Origin of the sequence: Enterococcus sp. S53 (assembly GCF_016516865.1) — a bacterium.
Classification (GTDB): domain Bacteria; phylum Bacillota; class Bacilli; order Lactobacillales; family Enterococcaceae; genus Enterococcus_D; species Enterococcus_D innesii.
In genome coordinates this window covers 191,878-216,968 of record NZ_JACVUH010000003.1, presented here as the reverse complement: position 1 = coordinate 216,968, position 25,091 = coordinate 191,878, and the positions used below count along the sequence as shown (strand labels likewise).

Below are 25,091 nucleotides of genomic sequence, written 5' to 3'. Positions count from 1 at the left end.
ACATAAAATGGAGGCAACAACAATGACTTATTTCCCAGAGATCGAAAAAATCCGCTACGAAGGTCCTAAAACAGACAATATGTTTGCATTTCGCCACTACGATGCCGAAGAAGTTGTTTTAGGCAAGAAAATGAAAGATCATCTACGTTTTGCAATCGCCTATTGGCATACCATGACGCAAGACGGCTCTGATCCTTTCGGCGCACCTGTCAACAAACGGACGTGGATTGGTGACACCGAAATGGAAACGGCGAAAAATCGAGTAGAAGCCTTCTTTGAGATTTGCGAAAAATTAGGGGCAGAGTTCTTCTGTTTCCATGATGTTGACGTGGCACCTGCGGGAGAAACGTTAGAAGAATTTTTCCAAAACTTAGACGAAATCACCGATTTGATCAAAGAAAAAATGGAACAAACGGGAATCAAACTATTATGGAATACAGCAAATATGTTCTCACACCCTCGTTTCAACAACGGCGCTGCTTCCACCAATAATGCGGAAGTTTACGCGTATGCAGCAGCCCAAGTTAAAAAAGGCTTAGATATCTCGAAAAAATTAGGCGGTGAAAACTATGTCTTCTGGGGCGGCCGTGAAGGCTATGAAACCTTGTTGAATACAGACATGAAATTTGAACAAGACAACATCGCCCGTCTATTCAAAATGGCGATCGCTTATGGAGAAAAAATCGGTCATAAACCGCAGTTCTTATTAGAGCCGAAACCAAAAGAACCATCAAAACACCAATATGATTTTGATGCAGCGACAACGATGGCCTTCATTCAGCACTACGGCTTAGAAGGAGATTTCAAGTTAAACCTAGAAGCCAATCATGCAACATTAGCTGGCCATACCTTTGAACATGAAATCGCTGTTGCCCGCAGCTATAACGCATTAGGCTCACTGGATGCCAACCAAGGAGATATGCTGTTAGGATGGGATACGGATGAATTCCCAACCAACGTCTTTGACTCGACACTCGCTTTATACGAAGTCTTAGAAAACGGCGGCATCGCACCGGGAGGAATCAACTTCGATTCTAAAGTCCGTCGTTCGTCATTTGAAATGGAAGATCTGTTGTTAGCCCACATCGCTGGTATGGATACGTATGCCCGAGCGTTGAAAGCAGCAGCCAAACTAAAAGAAGACCGCTTCTTAGACGAGTTGAAGGAAAAACGGTACGCCTCTTTCCAAGAAGGTATCGGAGCGAAGATCGTTGCTGATGAGGAAAACTTAGAAACACTGACAGATTACGCATTGGCGCATGATCAAATCGAATTAGAATCCAGCCACATTGAATATGTGAAATCTCGTTTGAATGATTACCTGTTTTAATAAGAAACGACTGTCGTTCTGAGGAGCGACAGTTTTTTCACCTAAAAAATATCTTTTGGCAATTGTTACGAATCAACCAAATTATGATACGATAAAATGTAACCGATTTAACTCGGTTTAGGAATTGAAGGAGGCAACTTGATGTTTCACACAAACTTAGATCCTTTCCCAGAAAACTTCTTATGGGGGGCGGCTTCGGCGGCCTATCAAATTGAAGGTGCGTGGGCAGAAGACGGCAAAGGTCCGTCGATTTGGGATACCTATGCCCAAATTCCCGGCAATACCTTTGAGGAAACCAACGGCAAAGTGGCGATCGATCACTACCATCGATACAAAGAAGATGTTGCCTTGATGAAGCAAATGGGCTTGAAAGCCTATCGCTTCAGCGTGGCGTGGTCGCGAATCTTACCTGATGGCGAAGGCGCGGTCAACGAAGCGGGTGTGGCGTTTTACGAAAAGCTGGTGGACGAATTGCTTCGGCAAGGAGTAGAGCCGATTTTGACGCTGTATCATTGGGACCTTCCTCAGGCTTTGCAAGACAAGTACCAAGGATGGGAGGGGCGAGAAACAGCAGCGGCATTTGAACGGTATTGCCGAATCCTTTTTGAACGCTTAGGAAAGAAAGTCACCTATTGGGTCACCATGAATGAACAAAATGTCTTCACTTCCTTAGGGTACCGTTGGGCGGCACATCCACCGGGCTTGAAGGACTTAAAACGGATGTATGCAGCCAATCATATCATCAACCTTGCCAATGCTAAGGCAATCAATTTGTTCCATGAGCTGGTTCCTCAGGGCAAGATCGGCCCAAGTTTTGGCTATGGACCGATGTATCCGTTTAGCTGTGACCCAGAAGATGTGCTAGCAGCAGAAAATGGCGAAGCCTTCAACAACGCGTGGTTTTTAGATGTCTATTGCAAAGGCGAATACCCGAAATTTGTGTACAAGCAATTAGCCAAAGTTGGCTTGGCTCCTGAAGTCACTCCAGAAGATCAAGCACTATTAAAACAGGCAAAACCTGATTTCTTAGGAATCAATTACTATCACGGTGGGACGGCCCAGCAAAACAATTTGCAAAAGCAGTCAGCTGAAAAGAAAGAATTTTCTAAAGTCGATCCGTATTTGATGCAAGCGGCAGCTGGTGAGTTCTCACCCGAAGAAACCATGTTTGCGACGGCGGAAAATCCTCACTTGAAAAAAACGGATTGGGGTTGGGAGATCGATCCCGTTGGTTTCCGTGTAGCCTTGCGGCGCATCCAAGCCAATTATGACTTGCCGATTTTTATTACTGAAAATGGGTTAGGCGCCATCGATCAATTGACAGAAGACAAGCAGATCCATGACCCCTACCGCATCACCTATTTGCAGGAACATCTGGTGGAACTGCAAAAGGCCATCACGGATGGGGTTGAGCTGATCGGCTATTGTGCTTGGTCCTTTACAGATCTACTGAGCTGGTTGAATGGATACAAAAAACGCTATGGGTTTGTTTATGTCGATCGCGACAATCAAAGCGAACGTCAGTTGGCCCGCATCCCGAAAGATAGTTTTTATTGGTATCAAGAGGTGATTCGCACTAACGGGGCAAGTTTGACAAGTGAAACATGATGTAACGAAGGAGTAGCTGAAAATGGAGGTTGGAAAATGCGTAAAGTGTTGATCGTTGACGATGAAGCATCGATCCGAAATGGACTGCCTCTGATCATCGATTGGGAACGTCTGGGGTATCAAATCGTCGGGGCGGCGGATAACGGCGAAGCTGGCTTGGCAATGATCCGCGAATTGAAGCCAGATGTTGTGATCGCTGATATCCGTATGCCGGGAAAAAATGGTCTTGAGATGGTACAAGCAGCATCGGAGGAAGGGCTTTTGTTTTTTGCCATTATTTTGTCCGGCTACTCAGATTTTGACTATGCCAAGCAAGCGTTGCAACTGGGCGCTGTGACCTATTTGCTGAAACCAGTTGATGAAGAAGAGCTGATCGGTATTTTGACGAAAATCGATCAAAAAGCCAAGACCGATCAGCAGAAAAATCAGAAGAGTCAGTTGATGGAGAAATTGTTTGGCGGGGATCCAACGGGGATCAAAGACGCACAAGCCATCAAGCTATTGCGACTTCCCGAGGAGGCAGATGCCCAAAAGCTGGTTGAGAAATTGCAGGAGCAAGTGGCGCAAGTCATCACCTTGATCCATCGGCATCATCGGTATTTGGTTTTGTTAAACGAGGAACGCTTTCCCGACGAGGCGATCGATGCGTGGTGCCGCAAAAAAATGGCTCATCAAGAAATCTTGATCTCCCGCTGGTTTGCGGCGCAAGATAACTTGAAGCCATTGATGATCGATATCCAGACATTGAGTAAATTGATTTTCTTATTTCCCAATCAAGTCATTTCTCACCATGTTTTGGATACGACCCAAGAAGCAGAAGAACGAAGCGATTTGCGTGAAGAATTAGTAAAAGCGATTTTGGCAAACGATCCGTTGGAACAGCCGTTATTCCGCTATTATCAAACCTTTTATCATTCATTGGCATTGGAAGAAGAGATCAAATGGCAAATCAATGGTGACATCGAATGGTTGCAGCATCAAATCAGTGAAAAAGTAGCCTTAGCAATCGAATGGTCGACAGACGAAGTGCATCAGCAGATTTTTCTCGCCCAAACGTTTCCGATGCTGCAAAAGGTCATCGCCGAAAAACTAGCAGCCTTGCAAGCAACAGTCGCCAGCAGTTTGAACCAAATCGATATCATTGCAGAATTGATCCAATATACAAAAAAGCATTATCAAGAAGATTTGACCTTGAAAAAAATCGGGGAACATTTCAATTACAATAGTGCCTATCTAGGCAAGAAGTTTCGCAAAGAAACCGGTAAAAATTATTTGGCGTTCTTGGATGAAGTGCGAATGGAAAAGGCGGTGGAAATCTTGCGTCATTCCAATCTAATGGTCTATGAAGTCGCTGAATTGGTAGGCTACAGCAATGTTGATTATTTCTACAAAAAGTTCAAACAATACCATCAGGTTTCACCAAATGAGTTTCGGAAAAATGAATAACCACAAAGATGTCCGTGATTTTCTACGGACATCTATTTTTTAGGGTAACGATGACTAAATTGCTTGGTAGGCTTTCTTTTTTTTCTTTTATATAATTTAGATGAAACTGTAAGCGCTTTTTGAACGGAGGAGGAAAAATGACAGATGTACGCCTGTGCTTTGATGTAGGCGGGACCTATATCAAATTTGGGGTTTTTACCGAGAAGAATCAATGGCTGGACCGAGGCAAAATCAAAACCCCGAGTAATACGCGGGATGAATTTTTTGCTGCCTTAGCTGCCAAAATACAAGAAGTCGAGCAAGCGCATGTTATCGAAGCGATCGGGCTGAGTTTTCCTGGTTTCATTGATTCAGTCAATGGCCGAGCGATCATGGCGGGGGCGTTGGCTCCTTTACACGGCTGTGCTGTCGTACAAGAGCTGCAGCAGCGTTTAACCAAGCCCTATCCGATCTGGATCGAAAATGATGCGAAATGTGCTGCTTTAGCAGAACTTTCGACCGGCAATGCTACTGACGTACAAGATTTTGTCATGATCACATTAGGTACCGGTATTGGTGGCGCGCTCGTTCATCAGCGCCAGTTGATTCACGGGAATGGGTTTCGGGCAGGAGAATTCGGGATGATGATCACTGATTTTCAAGCATCTTCTTTTGCGACCCTCCATGATCTAGCTTCAACGAGAGGACTGATTGCTGCCTATCGACGGGCAAAAGCGATTCCTGAATCAGAGGAGATTTTAGGCGAAACCATCATGCAGCAGCGGTCGAGTGATCCTGAAACGCAGGAGATTCTGAAACAGTGGGCACGTTATGTCGCACTTGCGATTTACAACCTAGCTGTCACGATGAATCCCGAAAAAATACTGATCGGCGGCGGCATCAGCCAAAACCCTGATCTATTAGCTATAATCAAACAAGCAATCAATGAGAACCCCCATTGGCCGGATTTCCAAGTGCCGATCGAGACTTGTCGTTACTATAATGATTCCGGTCTGTTAGGGGCGTTGACATTGATCCAGCAAGGAGGAAAAAAATGAAATTTTCAGATGGCGGTTGGTTATTTCGTGAAGGATTTGATGTGAAATTTGCGGTGCATGTCTACGATGCCCGTAAAGAAGAAAACAAATTGGTCTTATATCTGCCTTATAGCTATGTCGGGCATAAAGGGGCAACACTGGATGGCGGATTGTTAACGATGGAAGTCACTACCCCTAGAACCAATATCATTGGGATCACCCTCTACAATTATAAGGGAGTCCAAGCCAAAGCCCCCGATTTTGAATTGATGACAGAAGAAATCACTCCTGATATTTCAGAAGATGAGCAATCGTATGTTTTTCGCTCGGGAGACTTGCAAGTCGTGATTAGCAAAGAGGAAAATGTGACAGCTTCGTTTTATTACAAAGACCAGCTGATTACCCAAAGCAAACCTCGCAGTAAAGCCTTAGTGATTGATTCGCAAGCAAATACCCATATCAGCGAACAGTTGACCCTGGATGTGGGAGAAACGATCTATGGTTTAGGGGAACGCTTTACTAATTTCGTGAAAAATGGCCAAAGTGTTGATATTTGGAATGCCGACGGGGGCACTGGTACAGAGCAAGCTTATAAAAATATTCCGTTTTATGTAAGTAATAAAGGGTATGGCGTCTTTGTCAATTCACCAGATCGGGTGCAATTCGAAGTGGGGAGTGAAAAAGTTTCGCGTGTTCAATTCAGCAGTCCAGGACAATTGCTGCAGTACTTTGTGATCGCCGGTGATGAGTTAAAACAAGTGATCCAGCGCTACACTGATTTGACGGGGAAACCTTCGCTGCCGCCTGCGTGGTCCTTTGGGTTGTGGCTAAGTACCTCGTTCTTGACGGATTATGATGAACAAACCGTAACATCTTTTGTAGACGGTATGGCAGAACGTGAGATTCCCCTTGAGGTCTTTCATTTTGACTGCTTATGGATGAAGGAATACGAGTGGTGCAACTTCACGTGGGACGAACGAACTTTCCCAGAACCGGAAAAAATGCTGCAGCGCTTGAAAGCCAAAGGATTGAAAATCTGTGTTTGGATCAATCCTTACATTGGGCAAAAATCCCCCTTGTTTGACGAAGGGATGGCCAATGGCTACTTTTTGAAACGCGCCAATGGAGATGTCTGGCAATGGGACAAATGGCAAGCAGGTTTGGCGATCGTCGACTTCACCAACCCTGAAGCGGTCGCTTGGTACAATAGCAAGCTGCGTGCCTTATTAGACATGGGTGTGGATTGCTTCAAAACGGATTTTGGGGAACGGATTCCCACCGATGCGGTATACTATGACGGCTCTGATCCAGAAAAAATGCACAATTATTACGCCTACCTATACAATAAAGTCGTCTTTGACTTGCTGAAAGAAGTCAAGGGAGCAGAAGAAGCCATCGTTTTTGCGCGGGCAGCTTCGGTTGGTTCGCAACGTTTGCCTGTACACTGGGGTGGCGACAGTACCTCAGATTATCCATCGATGGCAGAGTCACTGCGGGCAGGTCTGTCCTTTGGGTTAGGCGGCTTTGGGTATTGGAGCCACGATATCTCAGGGTTTGAAGCTGGTTCAACCCCAGACCTTTACAAGCGCTGGACACAATTTGGTCTGCTGTCTTCCCATAGCCGTTACCATGGCAGCTGGGAATACAAAGTGCCATGGGTTTATGACGACGAAGCCGTGGCGGTAGCCAAAGCCTTCACCAAGTTAAAATTGTCCTTGATGCCTTACTTGCAAGCCCAATCGGTGCTAACCGCCCAAACGGGGATTCCGATGATGCGGGCGATGGTCTTAGAGTTTCCTGAAGACGAGATGACCCATCATTTGGATCGCCAATACATGCTGGGGGAACACCTTTTAGTTGCACCCATTTTTAATGATCAAGGAACGGTCTCCTTTTACGTACCGAAGACGAAGGGGCATTGGATCGACTACTTATCTGGCAAAGCCTACGAGGGCGGACGCTGGTACCAAGAAACCTACGATTATTTCCACTTGCCACTGTTAGTCCGACCAAATCAACTGATTGTCGAAGGCCATGAACAAACCAAAGCAGTCTATGACTATGCTGAACATCCAACGATCCATCTCTTTGATCCGCAAGACAAGACCGCTGCCGCTATCTATGATCACCACGGTGAATGGCTTGGCGAGGTAGCTGTCGAAAGAGTCGCTCAAGAACTGATCGTCAAGCTGACTGGCATCCAGCAAGCATCCTTGCAGATTCACACGACTGCTGGAAAAACGAGCCATGAGCTGACCGCTGACCAAACCACGATAAAGGAGTTCTAGATGCCCATGCGAACCATCACGAATCCAATTTTGCCTGGATTTCATCCAGATCCCAGTATTTGCCGTGTCGGTGAAGACTTTTATCTGGTGACGAGTACCTTTGAATATTTTCCTGGATTACCAATCTATCACAGTAAAAACTTGGCAGACTGGCAGCTGATTGGCCATGGACTTTCGCGACCTGAGCAGCTGCAGTTATCGACTGAAAATCCCAATGCTTTTGGTCTGTATGCCCCAACCTTGCGTTTTATCAAGGACCGCTTTTACCTCGTTTGCACCAACGTTGGCGCAAACGAAGGAGGAGAAGGCAACTTTCTGATCTGGACGGATGACATCGCCGGTGAATGGTCTGCCCCGATTTGGCTGGACACTCCTGGGATCGACCCGACGATTTTCGCAGATGACGATGGACAGACCTATTACTTAGGCACCCATAAGGAGATCTATCTGCGGACGATCGATTTGGTTTCTGGAGAACTAGGCCCGCGCCAAAACATTTGGACGGGCAGCGGAGCGGCTGATCCAGAAGGCCCCCACTTGTATAAAAAAGACGGCTATTACTACCTGTTGATCTCCGAAGGCGGAACGTCCTATGGGCATATGCTGACCATGGCCCGCAGCCGTTCCTTGACGGGACCCTACGAAGCATGCCCCAACAATCCAGTGATGACCAATCGCAGTACGAATTTGCCACTGCAAGCCGCAGGGCATGCGGATCTCGTGCAAGATACTAAAGGCAACTGGTGGGCAGTCTGTCTAGCAGTACGCTCCATCAGCTATCCTTTGAGGCATTTGTTAGGGCGGGAAACATGTTTGCTGTCAGTAGACTGGTCAAACTCATGGCCGGTGTTTGGCGAAAAAGGTCATTTGCCAGAAACCATTCAGGTAGACACAGCGGCAGCATCAAAGGAAACACGAAAGGAGAGCAGCAAGCCTGATTACGTGACTTTATTCGAATGGGACCCAACATTGATTGAAGAAGAGCCACATAGCCTCTTGCTGCATCCTAATCAGACGGGTCTGTCTGATCAAGGCAAACTCGCGGCTGTGTTCCAACGGCAAACCGCCTTTGAGCAACAATTTCAAGCAACCTTTGATTGTCGGCAACTAACGGATGGACAAGCGGGATTGACGGTTTTCTTAAATGCCACCCATCACTATGAGGGATACCTGGAAAAAACAGCGACCAGTCAGCAGCTGGTTTTCCGCCGACAAATCGGTTCCTTATGGAAAGTGGAAAAGAAACTGCCTTATGCAGCGGATACGGTCACCTTTCAGCTGAGCGCCGATAAAGAAACCTATCGTTTTTCTGTTCTTGATGAACAAGGACAAGCACAGCCTTTAGGCAGTGGAGAAACAAAATATCTGACCACTGAAGTCGGTGGTGTCTTTACTGGAATCATGGTGGGCTGTTACGCCAGTGCTTCTTCACCACAACAAACCCTTCGTGTGCGGGATTTCTAATCAATCAAAAGCCCCCCTTCGATTTCTGAAACAGGAATCGAAGGGGGGCTTTACTGTTTTAGCGAGGAGAAAATGAATCTTGGCTTAGATCGTGGATCCGCAAGGTGACTTGTGTGCCGCTGCCCAACACACTCTCGATCGTTAAGCCGTATTCAGGTCCATAAAACATTTTGACCCGATGATTGACATTGGCTAGCCCAATGTTCTTTTTGGCATGGGTGGAGGGCGTCTTGATTTTTTGCTGCAAGTGTTCGAGTTTTTCTGGCGGTATCCCGCTGCCGTTGTCTTGTACCACGATCACCAGATCATGGCCGTCTTTGGTGATCGTCAAACGGACAAATCCTGGATAGGTGATGCCTTCCAAGCCATGGGAGATGGCGTTTTCCACCAATGGTTGAATCAGGAGGGGCAATATTTGGACCTCTTTTTGGTCGATCTCATTGGAGACTGAATAGGAAAAGTTGACTCGATCGCCAAAGCGCATCCGCTGGATCTTGACATATACGTGAACGGCATCTAAGGACTCTTCTAAACTCGTTCGCTTGGTTCCGTGGGCTTCTAGCGTATAGCGCATCGATTTTGCCAGTAATTTGATGGCATAAACGACGTCAGAATTGCCGGAAGTCAGCGCCATCATACGAATCGTTTCTAATGTATTGAACAAGAAGTGGGGATTGATCTGCCCCGCTAAGATATTAAATTCCATTTGCTGCTGCTGAGTCAACAGCTCTTGCTGTGCCAAACGTGAACGGTAGATCTCTTCTTCTTTTTTCTTGATTCGTTGAATGATCTTGTGGAAATCAAGAGATATCTGTGAAATCTCGTCTTCGCCGCTAATATTTTGAAAGAAATCATAATCCTCGATCGAGGCAAAGTAGACCGCCTGCTGCAGTTGAGAAATTCGTTTGGTAAAGAATCGAGCAAAGAGAAAGACGATGATGAAAGTAGTGATCAAAATCACCAAAACGATCGTGCTCCACCGGATCAGATTGGCGCGTAGATTGCGATAGGCATTGGTATCCGCACTATAAATCGTGATGATGTCTTCTTTGTTACTCATGGGTAAGGTGCTTTTGGTCAGCATCACCTTGGTACCATCATTTTTTAAAAAGGCAGCACTCGTTTGCGGCTCAGAAAGAGCTGTCAGCTGTCCCGGTTCCCCAACTTGATTGATTTTGTCGCTATAAAAGATGACATCATCATTTAACTGTAATTCCAATTCATAGGATGAATTACGAAGTCGGTTACTGAGATAATTGTAATCGACTTGGATCTCCAAAACGGCAGTTTCTTTTGATAAAGGCAAAGGCAACGTTTTATAAAGACTCAAACGATTTGCTTTGTAATCCTCTGGCATCGTCATCAAAAAAGCATCGGGTTGCTTGAGAGCTCTTTGGTACCAGGCGGTCGCTTGAATCGTGTCATCTGCCTGTTGAAAATATTTATAGTTCGGAATGGTTTGATTCGTCGTATAGATGGTTAATTTCGCAATCGAGGTTTGAAGATTTCTGATCTCATCTAGCTGATCATAGCTATTGATGTCCACGATCGCTTCTTGGTCGTCAAGGTAATTGGCAGTTAAAAGCTGACGTAGATGAGTATCGTTTGATAAGGAACTCGCCGTGTTGGTCAGCGTGTTTGTTGTATCAAAAAGAACAGATTTGACACGCTGAGCATTTAACTCAGCCAAGTGTTGGTAATTGCCTGTCAGCTGTTTGGTTGAATCGTAGACCAATAAGAGACCAATAGTCACTGTGGATAAAAAAACAACAGGTAGATAAAGAATGAACAATTGTCGCCGAATGGAAAACTGACTCAGACGACGAAAAAGTGAGAGATGACTGATTCTTTTCATGCTTGTTGATTACGAAAGATAGAAAGCAACAGGAACGAGCTACAATAAATAACAAAAGAAAAACCAAAAATCAACAAGAGGAATTTAAACAACGGAAATAAAACAACAAAACAAAACGCAGCGATAGGAATAAGCGCGAGGGCTAACGAACGGATAGGGTCCGCGATCGGTAACAGAAACGCGTTTTTTAATGTTTGCCTAAAGCTGTTTTCATAACGTCCAATTAACGCGAGGCAATAGACTAACACAATAAACAGATAAATAGCTGTAACAATTAGGACGAAGGCAAAAATACTGGCAAGAATGGTTTTTGAGGAAAACCAAAACAAGCTACTATACAGTAGTGCTACCATGGGCAACCCAAGAAGGAGAAAACTACCGGTTGCTTTCATGAAGTTTGCTCGTAGCGCTCGGACATAGCCCACGATCAATTCACCACGCTCTTCATCCGCATAACGAATCGTCACTTCATAAAGGGCAGCTGTCGCAGCTCCAATCGTAATAATTGGCAAACAGCTAATGATATAGAGTAAATTTAACAATGTGAATTGTGAAAAAACGGTGGTTATTTTGTACAGTTGACCATCAGGATTGTACTTCATTTTTATCCCTCCAAAATTGATATATTCCTATAGTACTCGCAAAAAACAAATATTGAAAGCCTTACCATTTAGGTGTCTTTTATCTGAAACCTTGATATATCAGCATTCCTTATAAATAAAAGAAAAATAAAGTCTAAAATGTACGGATTGACCTCTATTTTTAACAGGTGGCAAATAAGATTTCAGGTGCTAGTATTAAAAATGTAAAAGCGGTTACAAAAAAAGGGGGAGGAAAATGGAAAGTAAATTAAGCAGTGTCCCAAGAAAAAATAAGCGGGTGACACGAGAAGGGAAGATTTTGTTTTTATGTATCGTTCCCTTCCTGATTCTCGTGTTTTTGTTCTCTTATTTTCCTTTGCACGGATGGATTTATTCACTTTATGATTACAAACCAGCATTAGGTTTAGCGCGCAGCGAGTTTGTAGGCTTCAAATGGTTTCGACTTCTTGTCTCTAGTCCAACACAAGTGGATCAGATCGTACAAGTAATGAAAAACACCTTTGCCATGAGTTTTTTAGGGATCGCCACTTCGATCCTACCAGTAGGCTTCGCTATTTTACTGAACGAAATTAAGTGCAAATGGTTTAAAAACTTGGTCCAAACGCTGACCACGCTGCCAAATTTTATCAGTTGGGTTTTGGTGTATACGATCGCCTTTAGCTTGTTTTCTTCAACAGGGCTGGTAAACACGTTGCTGCAAGAATGGGGCTTCGTTACCGATCCAGTCAAATTTTTGGATAGCGGCAATCATACATGGCTGATGATGTGTCTTTGGAATATTTGGAAAGGCTTGGGCTGGGGTGCCATCATGTATCTGGCAGGCATTTCAGGAATTGACCCCGAATTGTATGAATCGGCACGAATCGATGGGGCGAATCGTTTCCATCTGATGCGTCATATCACACTACCTGCCTTGATGCCGACGTTCCTTGTGATGCTGATGCTGTCTATCGCCAACTTGCTGAACAACGGGATGGATCAGTACTTTGTTTTCCAAAATGCATTCAATCGAAATACGATCCAAGTCCTCGATTTGTATGTCTACAATTTAGGGATGGGCGGAAATAGTCTATCTCTGGCTACCGCGATCAGTATGCTAAAAAGTGTCATTTCTGTTGCCTTGTTAGCCATCGTCAATATTGCTTCGAAAAAAATTCGGGGGACTTCCATTATTTAGGAGAGGAGGATATCTATGGAACTATCGATTAGTGAAAAGAAAAAGGCGAAAAAAGTACCCAAACGTGAAAACCTGACGTTTAGTATCCTCAATTATACCTTTTTCTTTCTGATTACGTTGATTTGCGCGTATCCTTTTTATTACTTGATTATTAATTCAATCAGTAATAATGAGTTGAGTGCGTTAGGACAAATTCGCTTTTTTCCACAAGAGATCCATTTTGAAAACTACAGTCAAGTGTTACAACTAAAAGGGTTGCCATTAGCCGCAACCGTTTCGGTGGCTAGAACGGTGATCGGAACAGCAGCAACCGTCTTAGCTTCAGCCTTCTTAGGCTTTATGTTTACCCAAGAAAAAATGTGGAAACGAAAATTTTGGTATCGCTTTGTCGTGATTACAATGTATTTCAATGCAGGGCTGATTCCATTATTCATCACGATGAAGACATTAGGTTTAACGAATAATTTTTGGGTTTATATTTTGCCGGCTGTCGTTCAGCCTTTTAACATCATCTTAGTGAAAACCTATATTGAGTCAATCCCCAAATCGTTGCAAGAAGCAGCTGAAATGGATGGAGCTGGCATCATTCAAGTATTTTTTCGGGTAATTTTACCCAACTGTACGCCGATTTTAGCAACAGTTGCGATCTTCTCGGCAGTTGGTCAATGGAATTCTTTCCAAGATACACTGATTTACATTACGGATCAAAGTCTCTACTCCTTGCAATACCTTCTTTATACGTATATCAATCAAGCCAATTCGTTGGCACAAATGGTCAAAAATACATCGGGATCACTTTCCAGCATCGCTTCAGCAGCGACAACGCAGACGCCGACTTCGATTCGCATGACCGTTTCAGTCATTGTTGTTTTACCAATCATGTTCATTTATCCGCTATTCCAGAAATATTTTGTCAAAGGAATTATGTTGGGTGCGGTGAAAGGTTAATAAAAAGAAAGAGGGAAGAAAATGAAAAAAATGTCGAAATATGTAACAACAGGTTTGTTAGGCATGACATTGCTAGGTAGTTTAGCCGGCTGTGGAGGAGCGGCTGAATCTGACACAGACGCTGCTTCTAGCGAAAGTGGTTACGATGAGACGATCACGATCGATGTCTATAATGGGTTAGCCAACTATATGGGGATGCAAGAAGGTTGGTTTGCCAAAATCGTGCGAGATAAATTCAATATGGAATTGAACATCATCGCACCAAACGTTGCTGGAAACGGAGACACTCTTTATCAAACGAGGACGGCAGCAGGTGATTTGGGCGATTTGATCATTGTTGATAATGGCCAACAATACAACGAATTGGTTGAAGCTGGTTTGTTGACCGATGCGAGCGAGTATTATGAAACTATGGAAAATGTTCAGCGCTTTGATGCGGCTGTTCAAAATCTAAACAAAGATGCCGATGGTCTATATGGCTTTCCAACTTCCGTTTCTACATTAAAAGCCACCGATCCCTCAGAAGGATTAGACCCTACATTTGGTGCTTACGTGCGTTGGGATCTTTATGGGGAGCAAGGATACCCAGAAATCGGGACACTTGAAGACCTGCTTCCTGTGATTCAAAAAATGCAAGAAGACAATCCAACAACAGATTCTGGGAAAAAAGTTTATGGGTTTTCTCTATTCAGCGATTGGGACGGCAACATGATGAATGCAGGCAAACAGCTAGTCACCTACTATGGGTACGATGAATCAGGATTTGTCTTGGCAAAAGCGGATGGTTCTGATTATCAAAGCATTCTCGATAGTGATTCTGAATATATTCGCGCACTTAAGTTTTATTTCCAAGCCAACCAAATGGGCTTAGTAGATCCAGAATCAACGACGCAAAATTACGATACACTTTTCGCCAAATTCCAAGAAGGACAAGTGTTATTCTCATGGTGGCCTTGGTTAGGTCAAGCGGCTTTTAATACGACTACGAACTTGAATGAAGGAAAAGGCTTTATGTTGGCACCGATTCAAGACCAAAAAATCTTCTCTTATGGTGCGGAAGTTTACGGTGGCAAACAATTTATCGGGATCGGTTCAAATGCCGAAGACCCAGAGCGAATCGCAGCCTTTATTGACTGGCTCTACTCTTCAGAAGGCGTGTTAGCAAATTCTTCTCAAACAAGCGGTAGTAGTGGCCCTGAAGGCTTAACTTGGGAAATGAAAGATGGCGAGCCTGTCTTAACTGAGTTCGGAAAACAAGCGTTGCTAGATGGCGATGGGGATGTGCCAGAAGAATATGGTGGCGGAAGTTACAAAGATGGTGTATCCGCACTAAACGTCAATACGGTATTACCGATCGATATCAATCCTGATACCGGCTTCCCATATGCTTACACAATGTGGGAAAGCTATCAAAATGAAACAACCGATCCTGTAAAAGAAGATTGGTCAAAAAATATGGGTGGTGCAGAATCGACCATTGGCTATTTAGAGGAGAACGACCAATTGTTAGTTGCCCCTGGTGCCAGCTATGTAGCGCCAGAAGATAGTTCAGAGATCTCTACGTTGCGGAATCAAGCCAAAGCGACGATCATCGAGTACTCTTGGCGAATGGTTTTTGCCAAAGATGAAGCAGAATTTGACCAATTGCTAAAAGAAATGCAAGAAACAGCAGACGGCTTAGGCTATCAAACAGTGCTAGAATTTGACATGAATAATGCGAAAGATCAAAACGAAAAACGGGTAGAAGTAGCAAAAGAATTTGGGGACTAATCAAAAACAAAGAATCATAGAAATGGTTGGTCAACGGTTCCTTGACAAAAGTGAGTAAACAGCGTTTGGTTAAGCAATCACTTAAGAAGATTGATCCAGCACCAGCGGATCAGTCTTCTTTCTTTAAGGAGGAAAACAATGATAGTGGATAAAAAAGATCGTCTGCTTTTTATGGGGGATTCGATCACAGATAGTAATCGAAATTATCAAGCGATACCTGCGGGATGGTCGTCATGGGGGGACGGCTATGTTCATCTGATCAACGCCTATACCACAGCATTACTCCCACAAATGGAATTAATGATCGTTAACCGAGGCATCAGTGGAGATACAGTCGTCGATTTGAAGAAGCGTTGGAAGGATGATGTATTGGCATTTCAACCAGATTGGGTAACGATCATGATCGGTGTAAATGATGTGTGGCGGCATTTTGATGGCACATTTGCTCAAACGGAACTGGTGGGGATTGAAAGATTTGAATCAGAGTTGCGTGATTTGATCGCTCAGACGTTACCGAGTGTCAAAGGAATGATTCTCTTGACCCCGTTTATGGTTGAAGCCAACAAAGAAGATCCACTAAGAGAAATGCTTACCAACTACCAACAAGTGCTTGCTAAAGTAGCGCAAGAGTATGGTATCCTTTTAGGAGATACGCAGGAAAAGTTTGATGATTTTTTGCTTTATCAGTCATCCTATGTCTTAAGCAGTGATCGTGTGCATCCGTCGACTGCAGGACATGTGTTGATTGCAAAAACATGGCTGGAAACAGTCGGTATTTTGGAGGAAAAACCATGATCACAGTAGAAACGATCCGCCAAGTCGCGCACCAAGGTCCCTTTTTCCCAAATTGGCAGTCATTGGGTGCTTTTGTTCTACCAGAATGGTTCCCCAAAGCAAAATTCGGGGTCTTCATTCATTGGGGATTGTATAGTGTTCCTGCATTTAATAACGAGTGGTACTCCAGAAATATGTACATCAAAGACCATCCGGAATACGATCACCATATCAACACCTACGGTCCACAAAAAAACTTTGGCTACAAAGACTTTATTCCCATGTTTACTGCAGAAAAATTCGATGCAAATGAGTGGATTCGACTGATCAAACAAGCCGGTGCCAATTATCTTTTTCCCGTTGCAGAACATCACGATGGGTTTCAGATGTACAAAAGCGAGCTGTCTGAATGGAATGCGGCAGTTATGGGACCGAAAAAAGATATTCTTGCGGAATTAAAAGAAGCAGCTGAGGAACAAGGCCTGCATTTTTGCACATCATCTCATCGTGCCGAACATTGGTTTTTTATGGGACACGGTAAGGAATTCGACAGCGACATCAAGGAACCGTTAGAAAAAGGCGACTTTTATTGGCCTGCTATGCCAGAACCTGATAATCAAGATTTGTATAGCGAGCCATATCCATCAAAAGAGTTTTTAGATGATTGGCTACTGCGAACCTGTGAACTCGTCGATAACTATCAACCAGAGCTGCTCTATTTTGATTGGTGGATCCAACACGAAGCCTTCAAGGAGCACCTGCAACTTTTCGCTGCTTACTATTACAATCGTGGGTCTGAATGGGGCAAACAAGTTGGTATCTGTTACAAACATGATGCCATGATGTTTGGCAGTGGTATTGTGGAGATCGAACGGGGAAAATTTGCCGAACCACAACCTTTTTACTGGCAAACAGATACAGCGATCGCTCGTAATTCATGGTGTTATACCACAACGTTGGATTACAAAACAACACGTGAGATTTTACAGGATTTGATCGAAGTCGTCAGTAAAAATGGCAATCTTCTTTTGAATATCGGGCCGAAAGGGGATGGTTCGATCCCAGAAAAAGATCAAACGATCTTAAAAGAAATCGGTGCGTGGCTGGATGTAAACGGTGAAGCCATTTATGAAGCGAAACCATGGCGCAAAGCCGGTGAAGGACCCACGACCGTTGTCTCAGGACAATTTCAAGAGGCACAGGCGACGACATACACGAGCCAGGATTTCCGCTTTACGGTTCAGGGGGATTCGTTGTATGCTATTGGCATGGCAAGTCCTGAGAATGGACACGCAAGGATCCAAGCACTGGCCCAGTCTAAAGATCAAAATTTGCCAGAATTTCACGGCATCATCCAAACCGTGACGATTCTAGGATACGAAGAACATTCTGTTGATTGGCAAGTGACCGATGAAGGCTTGCAACTAACTTTTGAACCAATTGAAGCCGACCAACCAATTGTCTATAAAATTACAATGAAATGAGGCGCAATCCGTGATACATGAAAAAATAACCGCACTTTTACCAGAAAGCCAAGCCAGTTTAACTACCTATGTCGTCGAAAATTCTCCTGAAATGGAACCAGATCGTGTCCGACCGGCGGTCATCATCTGTCCTGGCGGCGGCTATGAAATGTTGTCGGATCGTGAAGCGGAACCCATCGCCATCAAAATGATGAGCTTTGGTTTCCAAGCCTTTGTGTTGCATTATAGTATCAAACCGGCTGTCTATCCGCTAGCCTTAAAGGAATTGGCGGCTGCCGTTCGTCTTGTGCGCACCAATCATGAGGTCTGGCACGTCGATCCTGAAAGAATCATTGTTGCCGGTTTTTCAGCTGGTGGTCACTTAGCTGCTAATCTGGGTGTGTCTTGGCAGCAACCTTTTCTAGCAGAGGCTTTACAAGGAGCCAATGAAGAATGGCGACCTAACGGGTTACTGTTGAGTTATCCGGTCTTATCTAGTGGTGAACTTGGACACCAAGATTCCTTCCGTTCATTATTAGCAGATCGCTATGAAACAGAAAAAGCCGCCTTGTCTTTAGAGACTTTAGTCAATGAACAGACACCGCCGACGTTTCTTTGGCATACGTTAGAAGATGGATTAGTCTTGGCGGAAAACAGCCTCCTTTTTGCCGAACAGCTGCGCAAATTTAATATACCTTATGAGCTGCACATTTTCCCTCGCGGTGGTCATGGACTAAGTTTAGGAACACCGGAAACCGCCAACGGCAATCAACACGGGATCGAAGCATCGGTTGTCCGTTGGCCAGAATTGTTTGCTGATTGGGTGAAGTGGAACATCTAAGAGGAATGCAAGAAAACAGTATAATCTCTAATCAATCATCTTTGTCTAATTCTCAAATCCGTTTTTTCAGCAGCATAAAAAGGATTTACTGAAAACACAAGATTGAGTGCTTGGTTCATTTACAAAATTAGGAAAGCGAAAGGGGTATTCAGTGAAAGTCAGATTAAAAGACATTGCAAAAGAAGTAGGTGTATCGATCGCAGCCGTTTCTCAAGTGTTAAATGACAAACCGATTCGGATCACAGAAGAAAAAAAACAGCAAATCAAGCGCTTGGCGGCAGAAAACAATTATACGCCGAATGCTGCGGCTAAAAGCCTGGTTTTGAAAAAAACCAATACGATCGGACTGATCATCCCAGATATCAACAATCCTTTTTTTGCCAACTTGGCCAAGGTCTTAGAAGATTTGCTGCGAAAACAGGGGTATCTGCTGATTTTGGTCAACTCAGATGATAAAGTTGACGTTGAGAAGGAATTGATTCAGCTCCTGATTGACCGCAACGTTGATGCGTTGATCATCGCCCTTTCAACCGAATCCTACGCGGATGAGGTACAAACCAAAGAACGATTGAAGAATCTTTCGGTTCCAATCGTTTTGGTTGATAGAGGAATAGATAACTTTGAGGTCGATCAAGTCTTTTATAATAATCGGCATGGGGGATATATTGCTACCAGTGAGCTAATAAAAAAAGGACACAAAAAGATCGGCACGATGATGAACCCTGATAAAAATATCAATTGTGTGTATCGATACCAAGGCTATTTAGATGCGCTGAAGGAATTCAATCTCCAACGAAAAGACAGTTGGCATGTGGTAACAAAGTTCCAATTTGAAGACGCCTATGAAAAAGCAGACATTCTCTTAAAAAACCGAGATGTAACCGGCATTGTTGCTGGCAACGACTTGATTGCATTGGGAATTATGAAGCGTGCCAAAGAACTAGGAATCAAGGTTCCAGAGGATGTTTCGATCGTAGGATACGACAATCTTGTTTTGAATGATCTTTTAGAAGTATCTCTAACGTCTGTGGAACAAGATGTAAATGATTTAGGTGAAAAAACGGTTCTTGCCTTGATGAATGCAATCAGCGGACAGAAGCCACGTTACGTCCAATTGACACCTAGATTGATAAAAAAGAACAGTGTGACTGAAAGAGTTTCCTAGAGAAACTCTTTTTTTACTATTGACAGCGCTTTAAAACGATGCTATTCTTTGTGTGAACATTAGATAAAACGCTTTATCAGATGTTCACTTTTTTTAGAAAAATGATAAAACGTTTTATCAAAGGTGAGAGGAGAATACGTATGTCAAAAAAAGAAGTCATTATTGATACGGATCCGGGGATCGATGATGCAGTTGCGTTGGGAATTGCTCTATTTAGTGAAGTCTTGGAGGTCAAGTTGATCACGACAGTGGCCGGAAATGTTAGTATTGAACATGTCACCAATAATTTACTGAAACTGCTTTCCTTTTGGGATTTGTCGATTCCAGCAGCACAAGGTGCATCTCAGCCACTAACGCGAGCAGTCAAAGATGCCAGCGATGTTCATGGGGTCACAGGAATGGCTGGCTATTCATTTCCAGAACCAGATCGTTCATTGCTGCTGGAAACTTCAGCTGTGGAAGCGATGTATCAAACGATCAAAAAGAATAAAGAAAAAATCACAATTGTCGCATTAGGTCCTCTAACGAATATTGCTCTTTTGCTTAAGATTTATCCAGAAGTCAAAGAAAAAATCGATGAGATCGTTTTAATGGGCGGAGCCTTAGGCAGAGGAAACTTTGGTGTATTGTCAGAGTTCAATATTGCGATTGACCCCGAGGCTGCAACGATTGTTTTTGAGAGCGGCTTACCACTTTCTGTAGCACCATTAGATGTGGGCGCCAAAGCGCTTGTTTACCCAGAAGACAGTGCAAAAATCAAAGAAATGAATCAAACCGGAGATATGATGGTTCAATTATTCAAAAAATACCGTGGTGGCAGTTTTGGTACGGGGCTGAAAATGTATGACAGTTGCGCGATCGCTTATCTTTTGTATCCGGAGATGTTCACTGTTCAAGAGACTTTTGTTGCGATCGAAACACAAGGAGCCTACACAGCAGGTGCGACAATTGTCGATCTCAACAATCGTCTGAAGCAGAAAAACAATTGCCGTGTTTGTGTCGATATCGATGAAGCGCTCTTTAAAGAATGGTTTTTACAGGCAATCAGCAAGTGTAAATAGGAGGGGAAAGAAATGATAGAAGCGATTTTAGTACTCGTTGTTTTGGGGATCGTCGGATATTTTATTATTAAGAGTTATAATCCAGCATTGATTTTGATTATTGGGGCACTTGCATTGCTTTGTGCATCCGTTGCTTTAGGAAATCCGCTTTACCCAGAAGGCGAAGGGACTGGCTTGGCCTTATTCGATATTTTTTTAAAGCTTAAAGATACGATCATCTCTCAAGTAAGTTCTGCTGGTCTAGTGATCATGATCTTATTCGGATATTCAGGTTATATGAATCTCATTGGTGCCAATCAAAAAGCTGTCAATATCCTGGTTCAGCCAATGACCAAAATCAAGTCTAAGGCATTATTTATTCCGATCGTTTTCTTATTAGGGAATTTGATGTCGTTAGTCGTCCCAAGTGCATCTAGTTTGGCAATAATTTTGATGGCAATCCTTTATCCACTGCTTCAAGGGATTGGTATCTCTTCCTTAACAGCAGCCGGAGTTATCGCAATGACTGCCACGATCATGCCGACGCCATTAGGTGCGGATAATGTGATTGCGGCTCAGACATTGAATTACAACATCTTAACTTATGTTCTGTACCATGCGAAAATTTCCATCCCAACACTGCTGATCATGGCCATTGTTCATTACTTTTGGCAAACGTATTGTGATAAAAAAGAAGGCAAAGATGCCTTTGTAGAACTAAAAGAAATTGAAAGTAAGTCAGAAGAAACGGCTGTTCCTGGATTTTATGCAATTTTACCACTCCTTCCTTTGGTGTTGATCATTATCGTTGGTATAATCGGTATATTCAAAGAAGGTGTAACAATGGATATTTTCGTCCTAACGATGATTTCCTTTTTTGTCTCATTACTGATTGAATGTTTGAGAAAGAAATCTTTCAAAATCGCGCAAGAAAGTGCAGTGGAACTATTCAAAGGAATGGGACAAGGGTTTAGTCAAGTAGTCATGTTGGTTGTGGGTGGATCATTATTTACCACAGCTATCCAAAGCTTAGGAGTGATTGATTCACTAATGAGTGCGGTAGAAAATTCTCAATCTGCTGGCGTGTTAACGGCATTGATATTCAGCGGCGCAACCGCATTGTTCGGTATTTTGAGTGGCGGAGGATTGGCGATGTTTTACGCTGTGATTGAACTGATTCCCGATATTGCCGCTAAAGCGGGAATTGACGGGATTTTGATCGCCTTGCCAATGCAGATGATCGCCAATCTTGGCAGAACGATCTCACCAGTTGCCGCTGTAATTATGATTGTGTCTTCTTCAATCGACGTCAGCCCTGTTCGGTTACTGAAACGAACCAGCGTTCCAACGATCGTTGGGATTATAGCAGTGGTCATTTTGTCGTTGGTATTGCTCCCTTACTAGAGTCATGAATGAACTTCAAAGGGCGTCACAACAAGAATTAGCAGAGATTTTTCAAATGTTCATCGAAGCAAAGCAGCAGATGAATAGAAGGAAAATCTACCAGTGGACTGATACTTATCCCTCCCTAGAAATCTTAGCGAAGGATATCGAGAAAAAGGAACTGTTGGTGTTGAAGGATGAAAATAAAAACATTGTAAGTGCCGGTGTTTTGTCAGTTTACTCATTGTCAAATTGTAGCAAAGAATATCATGGGATAAGAACGATTCAGCGACTCGTTGCGAGACCATCTCAAGCGGGGCAAGGCTTTGGCCGCCAGTGGATCAGAAGCTGTTTGGAACAACAGTGTGATGAAGGGGAAACACTTCTTTCAATCACAAATCATACCAATCTGCCCATGCAGCGATTATTTGTAAAAACAGGGTTTTTAAAGGTTGGTGAAACGACCATTGAGGGTCGGGAAGCCTTTGGTCCTTTTTATATATTCAAGAGAAATAGGTGATTTTTTGAGTAAGATAACGATTTTAGGTAGTGTGAACATGGATATCGTGATCACGACAACACGAATGCCGAGGATTGGCGAAACGATCATTGGGGAGCAAATTGATTATTTTGTCGGGGGCAAAGGAGCAAATCAAGCAGTGGCAGCTTCTCGTTACGGTGCATCAACAAAATTTTTAGGGAAAATCGGGGAAGATACTTTTGGGGAAAAGGTTCTTCAGCACCTCAGCAGAGAAGCTCTCGATTTGTCGGCTGTTTCCCGTGAAAAAAATATTTTCACAGGAATTGCGAGTATTTTTAAATTAGCAGAGGATAATTGTATCACTGTCGTTCCTGGTGCGAATGGACTGATCGATGAAGTGTATGTTCAGCAAACGATCAGTGAACTTTCACAGGGGGATATCTTACTTACTCAACTGGAAATTCCTGTGGAAGCAATCAAACAAGCATTGATTCTTGCTAAGAAAAAAGGAGTTCTGACGATTTTGAATCCTGCTCCTTACAATGAGATCGTACCGGAACTCCTGCCATATATTGATATTTTGACACCAAATGAAACGGAATTTGCCGCTTTGATCGGTAAAGAGGCCATTTTGGAAGACGAAATTGAGCAGGTCATTGCTGATTGGCAAAAAAACTACGCTACGCGAATCGTTGTCACACGAGGAAGCAAAGGGGTAACATTTGTAGAAAAGTCACAAGTTGTGACGATTCCATCGAACAAAGTTTCAGTTGTAGATACTACCGGTGCGGGGGATACCTTTAATGGCATCTTGGCAGCAGCTTTAGGGGAAGGAGCGGATTTTTATGAAGCCGTTTCTATGGCGAATAATGGAGCTAGTTTGTCCGTTCAAAAGCTTGGCGCTCAGACAGGGATGCCTCTGAAAAGCGAAATAGAAGAGTTTATGAAACAGCAGGCAGATGCAGATTCACTTGCCTGAAAAGTTCTGCACATTAACAATCGTTGTTTGGGTACAAAAAAGCAGCTGCGTTTCTTTTAGAAGCGCAGCTGCTTTTGATATAAGCAATTTTATGCGGTGAAAACATTTTTCCCTTGATAAAAACTTTTGCTGACGAAGCCTTTGCGGGCAACGAATTCTGCCGTACAAGCAGCTGGTGTCAGTAAGAAATCAGCTGAGTCACCAACCTTAGGCCATTGCTGCGCACCGTTTTTATCCAATGGCACTTTGCCATCCGTGACTAAACCTAATGCTTGCGTCAAGTCTTCCTGACTTTTGACGGCAAAAATCTCTAAATAGCGGGCCAGTTTTTCTTGTAAAGAACCATCTCCTAGAGAAGACCAGGAATCATAGACGTTGTCGCAACCAATATGAACAGCAACGCCATAGCTTTGCAATTCTTTAAGCGGTGGAATCGTGCCAGGGCTGATGGGAATACTTGAAATGATATGGATCTCTAAATCTGCTAACGCTTGAAAGACTTCTTTGCGTTCTGCGCCTTCAAAGTCATTTAGACCAAAGGCGTGACTGATCGCCACTTTTCCTTGCATATTGAATTCCTTCGTCAAACGAATCATTTCTTTGACGGTCGCTCTGCCAGCTTCTTGCCGATCATGAAGATGGAGGTCAATACCGACATGCCCTTTTTGAGCAAGTTCAAAAGTTGTCCGTAAGGAAGTTTTATAATCTTGATCGAGTGTATACGGATCAACACCGCCAATAAAAGAAGCTTTGCCCGTTGCTAAGGCTTCTTCAATCAAAGAAGCAGCATTTGAGCGCAATAAGCCATGTTGTGGGAATAAGACCAACTCCGAGCCAAAAGGTTGTTCGGCAACTAATTCGGTAATTGCATCAAAATAACGCAGCTGAGTCATTGGTTCAATATCAATATGTGAGCGGAACATCACCGCACCATGAGGCAGTTCTAAATCAATCAGCGCTTGTCCACGTCCTTTGATCGATAGTGGTAAGGCATCTAATTGGGGAATCTCAGTTTCAAATCTTTCTACCAAGCTAGCTGCCGGCGTTACTGGACGCCAAGGAGTACCTAATTTACTTTTGTCCAAATGACAATGTTTTTCGATCAATCCTGGCAACAATAACTGATTTTCCCCATCAATGATCGTCGCTTCGCTTGATGCCTGCCATTCGGTCATCGGCACGATCTCCGCTATTTTTCCATCGTTGATCCCGATTGCTTTATTTTCTGTTTTGGTTCCATAAGACCAATCGCCTTCTTTTAAATAACTCGTCTCAAGTTGTACATTTGTAAGCCATAAATCCAAGAAATCGCCTTCTTTCGTATTTGCTTCATGGTATCACAAGTAAAGCTGGTTCCCAACCAAATCGCTTGCAAAAAAACAGACAATCTAAAACGTTTTAGTGTTTGCGCGATTTTCCATTAGGAAATCGAAAAAAATAAAAATTATTTTTTATGAAAAC

At 43.5% G+C, this 25,091-nt stretch carries 20 protein-coding genes; 17 read left to right on the top strand and 3 right to left on the bottom strand.

Going from position 1 to position 25,091, the window contains the following annotated elements; all coding sequences use genetic code 11:
• The first annotated feature begins 22 nt into the window (after positions 1–22).
• From xylA to IAE45_RS06350, 6 genes are all read left to right on the top strand, one after another.
• The gene (gene xylA, locus IAE45_RS06375; RefSeq protein WP_008380597.1) at positions 23–1,330 is read left to right on the top strand and encodes a xylose isomerase; all 1,308 of its coding nucleotides are present in this window, start codon (positions 23–25) and stop codon (positions 1,328–1,330) included.
• 141 nt (positions 1,331–1,471) lie between these two features.
• Positions 1,472–2,938, top strand: coding sequence for a glycoside hydrolase family 1 protein (locus IAE45_RS06370; RefSeq protein WP_200125484.1), 1,467 nt, complete (start codon positions 1,472–1,474; stop codon positions 2,936–2,938).
• A 36-nt stretch (positions 2,939–2,974) separates the two neighbouring features.
• On the top strand, positions 2,975–4,384 hold the full coding sequence (locus tag IAE45_RS06365) for a response regulator (RefSeq protein WP_200125482.1): 1,410 nt from the start codon (positions 2,975–2,977) through the stop codon (positions 4,382–4,384).
• Positions 4,385–4,521: 137 nt separating this feature from the next.
• Entirely contained in the window at positions 4,522–5,421 is a 900-nt protein-coding gene (locus IAE45_RS06360) for an ROK family protein (protein ID WP_096741644.1), read from the top strand.
• Positions 5,418–7,688, top strand: coding sequence for an alpha-xylosidase (gene yicI, locus IAE45_RS06355; protein WP_200125480.1), 2,271 nt, complete (start codon positions 5,418–5,420; stop codon positions 7,686–7,688). The genes IAE45_RS06360 and yicI overlap by 4 nt, the downstream gene beginning before the upstream one ends.
• Positions 7,689–9,152 (top strand): glycoside hydrolase family 43 protein, encoded by a 1,464-nt coding sequence (locus tag IAE45_RS06350; RefSeq protein WP_200125478.1) that lies wholly within the window; start codon positions 7,689–7,691, stop codon positions 9,150–9,152.
• A 58-nt stretch (positions 9,153–9,210) separates the two neighbouring features.
• Here IAE45_RS06350 and IAE45_RS06345 read toward each other — a convergent pair whose 3' ends face one another.
• A complete protein-coding gene (locus IAE45_RS06345; RefSeq protein WP_086298007.1) occupies positions 9,211–11,007 on the bottom strand; it encodes a sensor histidine kinase in 1,797 nt (598 codons plus the stop codon).
• Complete coding sequence (locus IAE45_RS06340) at positions 11,004–11,609, bottom strand: YesL family protein (RefSeq protein WP_005234068.1); 606 nt, start codon at positions 11,607–11,609, stop codon at positions 11,004–11,006. The genes IAE45_RS06345 and IAE45_RS06340 overlap by 4 nt, the downstream gene beginning before the upstream one ends.
• 235 nt (positions 11,610–11,844) lie before the next feature.
• Between IAE45_RS06340 and IAE45_RS06335 the strand changes: the two genes are divergently transcribed.
• The 11 genes from IAE45_RS06335 (at position 11,845) to rbsK (ending at position 23,630) form a co-directional block, all read left to right on the top strand.
• Positions 11,845–12,786 (top strand): ABC transporter permease, encoded by a 942-nt coding sequence (locus tag IAE45_RS06335; protein ID WP_005228459.1) that lies wholly within the window; start codon positions 11,845–11,847, stop codon positions 12,784–12,786.
• 15 nt (positions 12,787–12,801) lie between these two features.
• A complete protein-coding gene (locus tag IAE45_RS06330) occupies positions 12,802–13,734 on the top strand; it encodes a carbohydrate ABC transporter permease (protein ID WP_005234069.1) in 933 nt (310 codons plus the stop codon).
• Between the two features lie 21 nt (positions 13,735–13,755).
• The gene (locus IAE45_RS06325) at positions 13,756–15,504 is read left to right on the top strand and encodes an ABC transporter substrate-binding protein (RefSeq protein ID WP_081117917.1); all 1,749 of its coding nucleotides are present in this window, start codon (positions 13,756–13,758) and stop codon (positions 15,502–15,504) included.
• Positions 15,505–15,642: 138 nt separating this feature from the next.
• The gene (locus IAE45_RS06320; protein ID WP_200125476.1) at positions 15,643–16,299 is read left to right on the top strand and encodes an SGNH/GDSL hydrolase family protein; all 657 of its coding nucleotides are present in this window, start codon (positions 15,643–15,645) and stop codon (positions 16,297–16,299) included.
• Complete coding sequence (locus IAE45_RS06315) at positions 16,296–17,762, top strand: alpha-L-fucosidase (RefSeq protein ID WP_200125474.1); 1,467 nt, start codon at positions 16,296–16,298, stop codon at positions 17,760–17,762. The genes IAE45_RS06320 and IAE45_RS06315 overlap by 4 nt, the downstream gene beginning before the upstream one ends.
• A gap of 10 nt (positions 17,763–17,772) precedes the next feature.
• Positions 17,773–18,582, top strand: a complete 810-nt coding sequence (locus IAE45_RS06310) for an alpha/beta hydrolase (RefSeq protein ID WP_016621637.1) — start codon at positions 17,773–17,775, stop codon at positions 18,580–18,582.
• Positions 18,583–18,733: 151 nt separating this feature from the next.
• Entirely contained in the window at positions 18,734–19,747 is a 1,014-nt protein-coding gene (locus IAE45_RS06305) for a LacI family DNA-binding transcriptional regulator (protein ID WP_008380606.1), read from the top strand.
• 140 nt (positions 19,748–19,887) lie between these two features.
• Entirely contained in the window at positions 19,888–20,808 is a 921-nt protein-coding gene (rihC, locus tag IAE45_RS06300) for a ribonucleoside hydrolase RihC (RefSeq protein ID WP_200125472.1), read from the top strand.
• 12 nt (positions 20,809–20,820) lie between these two features.
• The gene (dcuC, locus tag IAE45_RS06295) at positions 20,821–22,191 is read left to right on the top strand and encodes a C4-dicarboxylate transporter DcuC (RefSeq protein WP_200125470.1); all 1,371 of its coding nucleotides are present in this window, start codon (positions 20,821–20,823) and stop codon (positions 22,189–22,191) included.
• 4 nt (positions 22,192–22,195) lie between these two features.
• The gene (locus IAE45_RS06290; RefSeq protein ID WP_200125468.1) at positions 22,196–22,690 is read left to right on the top strand and encodes a GNAT family N-acetyltransferase; all 495 of its coding nucleotides are present in this window, start codon (positions 22,196–22,198) and stop codon (positions 22,688–22,690) included.
• Between the two features lie 4 nt (positions 22,691–22,694).
• Positions 22,695–23,630, top strand: coding sequence for a ribokinase (gene rbsK, locus IAE45_RS06285; RefSeq protein ID WP_200125466.1), 936 nt, complete (start codon positions 22,695–22,697; stop codon positions 23,628–23,630).
• Between the two features lie 89 nt (positions 23,631–23,719).
• Here rbsK and IAE45_RS06280 read toward each other — a convergent pair whose 3' ends face one another.
• Positions 23,720–24,934, bottom strand: a complete 1,215-nt coding sequence (locus IAE45_RS06280; protein WP_200125464.1) for an amidohydrolase family protein — start codon at positions 24,932–24,934, stop codon at positions 23,720–23,722.
• Positions 24,935–25,091: the final 157 nt, after the last annotated feature.